Origin of the sequence: Thermogutta sp. (genome assembly GCF_014359955.1) — a bacterium.
GTDB lineage: Bacteria > Planctomycetota > Planctomycetia > Pirellulales > Thermoguttaceae > Thermogutta.
Genome location: NZ_JACIYL010000108.1, coordinates 1 through 8,778, shown reverse-complemented (window position 1 = coordinate 8,778; position 8,778 = coordinate 1). Strand labels below are relative to the sequence as shown.

Sequence of the window (8,778 nt, the reverse complement as noted above, 5' to 3'; positions counted from 1 at the left end):
GTCTGGAAGCAGCGATCGGAGTGGTGCCGCTTTCTGCCCCCAGCGACGGGTGTGGCTTTCAACTGGTGGCGATTGAGGGCAATCGCACCACCACCCTCCTGGAAACCGTCGTCCGTCCAGGTCACTGGCGGGACGTTCGTGTGCCGCTGGCCGAATTTGCCGGGCGGACGATCGTCCTGGAATTCCGCACAAATGCAGGACCAGCAGGCAAATCGAACGCCGATTGGGCCGTCTGGGCGGATCCCCGCGTGACTGTCGCCGGTGACACCGGAGAGCATGTCGTCTGGCGACTCATGGATCACGTGGATACGGCCGTTGCCGGTGCCCGTCGTATCAGTGAACGCTTCGTCTACAACGATCAAACAATTGCCCGTTATAGCGGCCTTCCCCTGATAAAAGGTCGGGTCGTTACAACGCCTTATTTCGTTTGGGTGATGCACCACCGGCTGGCTGACCACGAGTTGAACGTCACTCTGCCTGGAAAGGACGGGATTCTCAACGATGATAGTGGCGGAATCACAGCCACCGGGGACGACGGGCGGATCGCCCTTTTGCTGTGGCACTTCGACCTGATGCGAGATTCCCCCCGGACCTGGCAGATCCGGCTGAACAATCTCCCGCCGGCCCTCGCCGAATCAGGGACCCTGAAATGCACGGAATATCGCATCGACTATGACCACAACAATCCGTATACTCGCTATGTCCGCCGTGGTGAAGACTCCCAGGGCGGGGCCTACAACCTGGAGACGGCCTCTTTGGAAGCGACGGCGGAAAGAACCCTGAACGTCAACTCGGGAAGCGCAACACTGGAAATATCGCTGCCCGATATGAGCGTCTCCCTGCTGGAAATTCGCCCGGCGCAAGCGCAACGGTGATCTCGTCTCGGGAGATTCCGTACAATTGTCTCACGGCCGTGGGGGAGCGCTCCGTCCCGTGGCCTTGGCCTGCTCCAGGAGTTGCTTGAGATACGCCCTCAATTCGGGTTTTTGGGCCGAGAGATTGATCCGTTCGCCGGGATCGTCGGCCAGATTGTAAAGCTGTCCCGGAGCGTCTGGAGCTGTATCCTCGATAGCCAGAGCGGCGAGTGGTCCCCGATCGTAGCGGTTACCGCCGGAGCCTTTGTGATCCAGGTACTTCCACTGCCCGTAGCGGATTCCCAGGGCCAGGCTGATCGTCTCATGGAGCAGAATGCGAGGCGAATCGGATGGAGAAGGTCGTCCCAGGAGAGCCGCCAAAAAGCTCATGCTATCTTCAGCCGCATTGTTGGGCAGTGGTGCTCCGACAATTTCCGCACATGTGGCCATGATGTCCGTATGGCAGATCGGCAGGTCGCAGACGGTACCGGGTTTGACATGCCCCGGCCAGCGAACGATGAACGGTACGCGGTGGCCACCCTCCCAGTTGTCTCGCTTGAGTCCCCGCCAGGGGCGAGCACCGTCATGACCGTAATCCGCCCGCATGTGCAACACCGTGGTGACCTCCGGTCCGTTGTCACTGGTGAAAATCACGAGCGTGTTATCGGCCACGCCGAGCCGCTCGAGCGTTTCCATCAACTGTCCCACGATATAGTCCAGCTCGAAAATGAAGTCACCGTGCGGACCGGCCTTGGTGGCCCCTTTGAATTGCTCAGCAGCGAATGAGGGAAGATGCACCGCACTGGCAGCGTGATACAGGAAAAAAGGCTGGTTCGGATGTTTTCTGACATGGTGCTCGAGCCACTCCTGGCTTTTTCTCAAGAAGACCAGCCAGAGCATACGCCGCACAATTGGGGAAAGACGCAGCCAAAAATCTTTGCCGCCAACGGATCCCCTGCGATGAATCGGACGACGTTTGCGAGCGTCTCGCATGAACCTGGCTCCGAATTGGTCGGGCATCGGCCCGGCAATGACAGGCCCTTCGATCAGCAACATCTCGTGCTGAAACTCATGGATGCCTCAGGGAGATTGGGCCTCCCGGTGCAACAACCGGAGCATGGCCCGGCCCATGGCTTCGCCGATCAGATAGTACGTTTCCGCATTCGTATTCCAGTGGTAACCCTGGGCAGATGGAGATTCCTCCGGCGGACGCCAGAACTCCCTGGTGCTGACAAACGCTACGGTTCCTTTGAACTCGGGTCGCTCGGCCACGGCAGCCTGGGCTTTCATCAGGGCCAGTGCCCGAGGATGCTTTTCTTCCGGTCCCCCCATACCCGTTTCCGCGATGACGAAAGGTAAATTGGGAACACCAAGCTCTCTGCGGATGTCTTTAATAAAATGGGCCATGTTGCTCTCGTATTCAGCGGTAAACTTGTCATTGATGCGGTCATTCCACCCCTGGTGCCAGGCAAATCCGACGATTTCATACCGGCCATCACTGCCGGGGACCAACTCCCGGATGTTGGCGAGGGCCGTCTTCACCGTCGCCACGAGTTCGCGGTAATATTTGCCGACGATGCTCGGGTCCTGGGCGATGGCCGCGTCGGTCTTGGCGCCCAGTGAGTAAGGTGGCTTGCCTGCACTGGGAGGGCGAAAATCGACGGCCAGACTCTTTCCACCCCAGGCACATTTGATGAGCAGCACAGGCTCTTCAAAGGCGTCGCCCACAACCCAGCCGAATCCGAGTTCGGGACCGATCGTGTCCTGGTTGCTGCCGTAGCCGACGGTGAGGGGCCCTTTTCGGTCGAAAAATACAATCCACACATCGTCCCGCGTCCGCCAGTGACCGTCCGCATCGACCAGGTGGGCGAATCGCTGCGCGGTCGACGGGGATTTCACGAGATACTCCAGCGAACCTTTGCCACTATTCCGTTTCGGATCGGCTTTGACCCGACCGGCCCCCACCATGTTCGACTGGCCAGCCAGGATAAACACCTTGACCGGTGGTGTTTCTGCCCGAACAAATCCCGCAGCCAACACAAGCAACGCGACACACAGGATGAATCGTTTCATGGTCACGGCTCCTCGGCGAAACTCATCAAGTTGGGGATACGCCTATAATCTAAGCACCCGCCCCACAAGTGGCAACGCAAACCTCTGCAGAATCGCAATTCGATGGCATTAAAATCTCGTGGTTGTGACGGGTTGATAGAAAGACGTATAAAGCAAGATAGCCAATCGGACAGGATGGAAGGCTGGCGAGGCGAAAGCCGGAGCAGCAGCGGGCGCTGGTCGTGGCGCGCTTTGATGTGATGCGGAAACCCTCTCGGCGGCACGAACTTTTGTGGATAATGAACCAGGTTGTTCCGTGGGAAGACCCCATCAGGCTTGTCGCTCCGTCTTATCCGAAGAGCGACCAACCGGCCCATTGAGCCCGGTCACGGTGTTCACACGAAATGCCACAAAAAGAGGAGAGTGCAGAATGAAACGACGACTTGGATGGCTGCTCACGGGATGGCTACTCATTGGACTGGTCGCGGGACTGAGTGTCTCGGCTCGGGCGGAAATCGGGACGATAAAAGCGATCTATTCGGAGGCGAAGGGCATCGGTGCCGAACCAGGCGTGATGCGCCGGGATCCGAGCGACATCATCAAGGTTGGTGATCTCTATTACGTGTGGTATTCGAAGGGAAAGATTGCCTCGGGCTATGATGCGACGATCTGGTACGCAACTTCGCCGGATGGTCACACATGGACGGAACGAGGAATGGCTCTCGGAAAAGGTGAGCCTGGAAGCTGGGATGGAGCCAGCGTCTTCACGCCCAATATTCTGGTCGCCGAGGGACGTTACTGGCTGTTTTACACGGGCACCTCCCGACCGTTCGGCAAGGACTTTAATCCGGACTCCAAAATCGGCGTTGCGGTATCCGATTCGCCCGATGGCCCCTGGGAACGCCTGGCGACCAATCCGGTGTTGAAAAACAGCGATCATCCGGAGGACTTCGACAGTCACCTGGTTGATGACGCCTGCCTGATCGTGCGGGAGGGGAAATACTGGCTCTACTACAAAGGGCGTCAGTTGGGAAAAACCCCCGCGGAAACCAAGATGGGAGTGGCCATCTCCGAGAAACCAGCGGGACCCTTTGTCAAGTATGTCGGCAACCCTGTGGTCCCCGGCAATCACGAAGTCCTGGTGTGGCCGCAGGGTAAGGGTGTTGCTGCGATGATCGGCAGGGTCGGGCCGAAAGAAATCACCTGTTCCATCATGTATGCCGAGGACGGACTTCACTTCACGAAAACGCACAACATCCTCAATGTTCCCACCGCGCCGGGTGCCTATCGGCCGGAAGCATTTACTGACAGCGGTACAGGCAGGCGGATGGAGTGGGGTCTGCATATCGGGAAAAAGGCCGGATTTCTCCCCTTCATCCAGCGATTTGACCTCGTGGAGGTAGAGTAAATGCAGAAGCACTTGTTAGGGGTTGCTCTGGGCACCCTGGTGGCGACAAATCTGTTTGCAGCGTCTGTGGCTGACCCGGATCGGATGCCGGCATTCTCCTGGGACCATGTGCCCTTGTACATGCATATCCGTAAGGACACGGCATTCACCGAGGACGAGATTCGCTACCTTGCGACCTTTCCCCTGATTACCTTTGAGAAGGCCACGGGACACACGGATTTCGGCTCCGTCGAGGCGGGAACGCTGCATGCCGCCCGGGCTGTGAAGGCGATCAATCCGGCGAAAAAATCTTGTATTACCGGAACGTGATCGTGCATTACGGAGGCTACGCTGCCAACGAGATGTTGAAAAATATCCCCGGGGCCTTTCTGGTCGGGCGCGACGGCAGAGACAAACTTATCCGCAACCGGCTCCAGGCCTATGATCTCACGAACAAGGCGTTGCGTGAGTGGTGGATCGATGCCGCAGAACAGGTTTGTTCCGATCCCGCCATTGACGGAATCTTCGTGGACGGTGTGGTCAAGATTCTGGAGCCCACGTTTCTGAAAGATGTTATTGGAGAGGAGAAGAAAGCCGGTATGTTGGCCGGATATGTGACCATGATGGAGGATTTGCGAAAGAGGCTTGGGCCACACAAGTTAATCGTGGGGAATATCTTGAGGGCGCGTTTGCCCGATTCGGGCCTCAGTTATATCAAGGCGTTGGACGGTTCCTATATCGAGGGCTTCGAGGGCGCCGTGGGAATGTCCAAGAAGGACTATGTTGCCAAGGGAATCAGGGACTTTCAGAGAGCCGCCCGGCAGGGACTGATCATCGCCTACACGTGTAACTTGGGCGCCAACCAGCAAGATGCGGATGAGGCTCCGCGGTCTCCTGCCGGGAGCGACAACGCCATTGGCGATCTCGCCAGGCAAAACAGGGACGCGAAGAGCCGTTTCACCTACCAGTTGGCAATCTTTCTTGTCTGTGCCGAGAAATACAGCTATTTCTACTTGAACGACGGCTACGATGCGAAAACCAGCAAGATGTGGATGACCCGTCCGGCTGAGTATGACCGCCCGCTGGGTCCGCCCAAGGGGCCGGCCGTCCGTAACGGCTACACTTACACCCGGGAATTCGAGTACGCCAGCGTCTTTCTCGACATCGAGAAGGAAGAAGCGACAATCACATGGAAGGCACCCCTTCAACCGTCTGAAGTAGAAGCTGGTATCGTCAAATAGTGAAGGGGAATGGGTCATCGACGGCTGTTGATCGGACCTGACAAGCAGGTCCCTCCGAAGGATGTCTCGGAGGGGCACGCTCGTCGTGCCCGGTGAACCACAATGAACGATCAATTCTGAAAAGGCGGACCTGACAGGCAGGTCCCTCCGATATGCGGACCTGACAAGCAGGTCCCTCCGAAGCGGGTCCCTCCGAAAAAAATCCCTCCGACATTGTGGGGGCCATTCATGAATCGCCCCTATCGGGGGCCCACCGAAAGTCCTTTCCAGCAACAGAAGACAAGTGATGTCGACTCGCCGTCCTGGCCGCTTGAGTTGCCTGTCGGGTGATGGTATTCTGGGCAAAGGAAATGCCCCTGCCTTTTTGGCTGTCAGCGGAGTTCACCTCGCTGGGTGTGAAGCCGCCCCGAATCGCATTGCCCCTTTGCTTCGAGGAGACCACCATGAGGAAAAACCCATGTGTGCCCGCTTGCCTGGTGATATTAATTGCGCTGTTCGCCTCGCGGTCGGCGGCTGTCAGAGCGGCAGAGAAAGAAGGCTTCAAGCCGCTCTTTGACGGCAAGACCCTCGCCGGTTGGGAGGGCGATCCCCGTTTCTGGTCCGTCCAGGATGGCGTGATCGTGGGCAGTACCGACGAAACGCGAACTCCCCACAACACCTTCCTCTGCACGACAAAGACCTACAAAAACTTCATCCTCAAATTGGAGTTCCGCCTGCGGAACCACAATTCCGGCGTGCAAATTCGCAGCAAACGTCTGGACGATTTCATCGTGGCCGGCTATCAGGCGGACATCGCCGAAAAGCGCTACATGGGGATACTCTACGAAGAGCGGGGCCGGGGCATTCTCGCTGATGTGAATCCCGAAGAGGTGGCCAAGCACGTCAAGCCCGGCGACTGGAACGAATACACCATCACCTGCGACGGTCCCCGGATTCGGCTGGAGTTGAACGGCTTCACCACCGTGGATTACGTGGAAAAGAGTCCCGAAGGCGCCAAAGAGGGTATCATCGCCCTCCAGTTGCACGCCGGACCCCCGATGAAAGTTGAATTCCGCAACATCCGCATCAAGGAGCTTCCGTAGCCGGGACGATATGGGCGGAACGGACGTCGTAGCCTCGCCAATGACCGAGAACGAACCTCTGTTCGATCCTTACCGAAAATGGTTGGGCATCCCGCCGGAAGAACAGCCGCCGAACTACTATCGGTTGCTGGGGATACCGCTGTTTGAAGGCGATCCCGACGTGATCATCAATGCGGCCGATCGCCAGATTGGCCACGTTCGGCGTTTCCAGGCGGGAAAATACGCCGACGTGTGCCAGCGGATTCTCAATGAGCTGGCCGCTGCCCGGGTGTGTCTGCTCGATCCGGTCCGCAAGCGAGACTACGACCAGCGGTTGTTTTTCGAATTACAGCGGCGTGGCGCGCCGCTGCCGCTTCCGGTGGCGCAGCCGCTTTCCACGGAGCCGGCCTTTGCAGGGCCGGCACCCGAGAATCCGAACGTCTCTGTTTCATCTCCAGAAATGCCGGCGATCCGACCAGCAGTCGGTCTTTCCGCCGAGAGCGTCCCAGTCACCGTGCTCCTGAAACGCCGTCGCAAAGATTTCTGGAAAGATCCTGGCGTAGCGGTGGGGTTGGGTGTCCTCTTCCTGCTGGTTTGCGTGCTCGCCATTCTGGTGATTTTTCGGAAGGAACTGCTTGGCATGTGAGAATTCTCATCAGTGTACAATAAATGGCAGAGGACCACGCAGAACGATAAACTTTCTCTGCCGCACGAAAGGGCGTAAGCTGTGGCCCGATTTCCTTCACCTTCGCGAGACCTTTCCGGGCAAACCGTTGGAGACTTCCGGATTTTGCGGCGCCTCGGAGTGGGCGCGATGGCGGATGTCTATCTGGCCGAGCAAATTTCCCTGCGTCGGCAGGTGGCGTTGAAGGTCCTCCGGCCGGAACTCGCCAGCGATGCCACCTATGTGGAGCGGTTTCGTCGCGAAGCCCAGGCGGTAGCGAAACTCGTCCATGCCAATATTGTGCAGATTTTTGAAGTCGGTTCAAAAGGCGACATCCACTACATCGCCATGGAGTACGTGCCGGGGGTGAACCTTCGGCAATGGCTGCAAAAGAATGGTCCGGCCGACTTGCGGACAGCCCTCATCATCATGCGGCAGGTGACGGCGGCCCTCGCCAAGGCAGCCGAAGAGGGGATCGTCCATCGAGACATCAAACCGGAAAATATTCTCATCACGCGCAATCTGGAAGTCAAAGTGGCGGATTTCGGGCTGGCCCGGGTCAGACCCACCGAGCAGAGCCTGGAACTCACTCGGGTGGGCATGACGATGGGCACGCCCCTGTACATGAGCCCGGAACAAATTCAGGCCAAACCGCTGGATATCCGCAGCGACATCTATTCCTTCGGCGTGACGTGCTATCAATTGTTGACCGGCGAGCCACCATTTAAAGGCGAGAACGCCATGGTCGTGGGGGTGATGCATCTCACCAAGGAGCCGGAGCCGCTGGAAAACAAGCGGCCGGATCTCCCGCGACCGCTCTGCCGTGTGATTCATCAGATGCTGGCCAAAGAACCGGATGAGCGGTTTGCTTCTCCCAAGGCACTCCTTGCGGAGCTGCGCAAAATATACGCGGAATATGTGGGAGAGAGCTGGCCGGATGAACTTCCCGATCTGGAAACCGGAGAGTGGTCGGTTGTTCTCGGAGGATCCGCCATTCGCCAGTTGGAAGAGGCGATGAAAGCGGCGCCGCCTCCCGCCCGAAACCGCTGGTGGCTTTGGCCTGCGGCGCTGGCAGGTTTATGGGTGGTGGCGACAGGAGTGGGACTTCTCATTGGTTACTATCGCATCCACGAGCCGCCCCTTCTCGCGGAAACGGCCGGCCCACCGCACCTCAATGTCCCCAAATACGATACGATTTTCGGGCAGTGGCTGCATGCCAGTCAGTTGGGCACGGAAGAAGCGTGGCGCGCCGTGATCGAGTATTTTCCCGATAAGGTGTACTGGACCTCGCGAGCTAAAATGCGTCTGGCCCAGATTTACCTTCGGGAAGATCGTCTGGATGAAGCCCTTCAGCTCTTTCAGGAACTTGCCGCAATGGGGAATTCTGAACCGGAACTTCGGGCCTTCGGCCTGGCGGGGATAGCAGGGGTTTATGTTTTGCAAAAGCAATACCGCGAGGCCGCCGATACCCTCAATCAGCTCTGGCCGATCCGTGACCACCTGCGCGACCCGCTCATGC

9 protein-coding genes are annotated in these 8,778 nt (G+C 58.1%); 7 read left to right on the top strand and 2 right to left on the bottom strand.

Going from position 1 to position 8,778, the window contains the following annotated elements; translation table 11 throughout:
* Positions 1-875 (top strand): hypothetical protein (locus tag H5U08_RS05315; protein ID WP_297031007.1); only part of this gene is annotated, 875 nt, incomplete at its 5' end.
* Between the two features lie 30 nt (positions 876-905).
* Here H5U08_RS05315 and H5U08_RS05310 read toward each other — a convergent pair.
* Complete coding sequence (locus H5U08_RS05310; RefSeq protein ID WP_297031006.1) at positions 906-1,847, bottom strand: sulfatase-like hydrolase/transferase; 942 nt, start codon at positions 1,845-1,847, stop codon at positions 906-908.
* Between the two features lie 87 nt (positions 1,848-1,934).
* On the bottom strand, positions 1,935-2,927 hold the full coding sequence (locus H5U08_RS05305; RefSeq protein WP_297031004.1) for a sialate O-acetylesterase: 993 nt from the start codon (positions 2,925-2,927) through the stop codon (positions 1,935-1,937).
* Between the two features lie 409 nt (positions 2,928-3,336).
* On the opposite strand from H5U08_RS05305, the gene H5U08_RS05300 reads away from it, so the two are divergent.
* The 6 genes from H5U08_RS05300 to H5U08_RS05275 all read left to right on the top strand — a co-directional run.
* Positions 3,337-4,314: a family 43 glycosylhydrolase gene (locus tag H5U08_RS05300; RefSeq protein ID WP_297031002.1), complete on the top strand. Its 978-nt coding sequence runs from the start codon at positions 3,337-3,339 to the stop codon at positions 4,312-4,314.
* Positions 4,315-4,623, top strand: coding sequence for a hypothetical protein (locus tag H5U08_RS05295; RefSeq protein ID WP_297031001.1), 309 nt, complete (start codon positions 4,315-4,317; stop codon positions 4,621-4,623).
* On the top strand, positions 4,605-5,534 hold the full coding sequence (locus tag H5U08_RS05290) for a putative glycoside hydrolase (RefSeq protein ID WP_297030999.1): 930 nt from the start codon (positions 4,605-4,607) through the stop codon (positions 5,532-5,534). The genes H5U08_RS05295 and H5U08_RS05290 overlap by 19 nt, the downstream gene beginning before the upstream one ends.
* A 443-nt stretch (positions 5,535-5,977) precedes the next feature.
* Positions 5,978-6,616, top strand: a complete 639-nt coding sequence (locus tag H5U08_RS05285) for a DUF1080 domain-containing protein (protein ID WP_297030998.1) — start codon at positions 5,978-5,980, stop codon at positions 6,614-6,616.
* A 40-nt stretch (positions 6,617-6,656) separates the two neighbouring features.
* On the top strand, positions 6,657-7,241 hold the full coding sequence (locus H5U08_RS05280) for a hypothetical protein (RefSeq protein ID WP_297030996.1): 585 nt from the start codon (positions 6,657-6,659) through the stop codon (positions 7,239-7,241).
* Between the two features lie 168 nt (positions 7,242-7,409).
* On the top strand, positions 7,410-8,778 hold a 1,369-nt coding region (locus H5U08_RS05275), incomplete at its 3' end, for a serine/threonine-protein kinase (RefSeq protein WP_297030995.1).

Coding starts and splice junctions, on each gene's coding strand:
- H5U08_RS05310 (WP_297031006.1), bottom strand. CDS start 1,847: ATGCGAGACGCTCGCAAACGTCGTCCGATTCATCGCAGGGGATCCGTT.
- H5U08_RS05305 (WP_297031004.1), bottom strand. CDS start 2,927: ATGAAACGATTCATCCTGTGTGTCGCGTTGCTTGTGTTGGCTGCGGGA.
- H5U08_RS05300 (WP_297031002.1), top strand. CDS start 3,337: ATGAAACGACGACTTGGATGGCTGCTCACGGGATGGCTACTCATTGGA.
- H5U08_RS05295 (WP_297031001.1), top strand. CDS start 4,315: ATGCAGAAGCACTTGTTAGGGGTTGCTCTGGGCACCCTGGTGGCGACA.
- H5U08_RS05285 (WP_297030998.1), top strand. CDS start 5,978: ATGAGGAAAAACCCATGTGTGCCCGCTTGCCTGGTGATATTAATTGCG.
- H5U08_RS05280 (WP_297030996.1), top strand. CDS start 6,657: ATGACCGAGAACGAACCTCTGTTCGATCCTTACCGAAAATGGTTGGGC.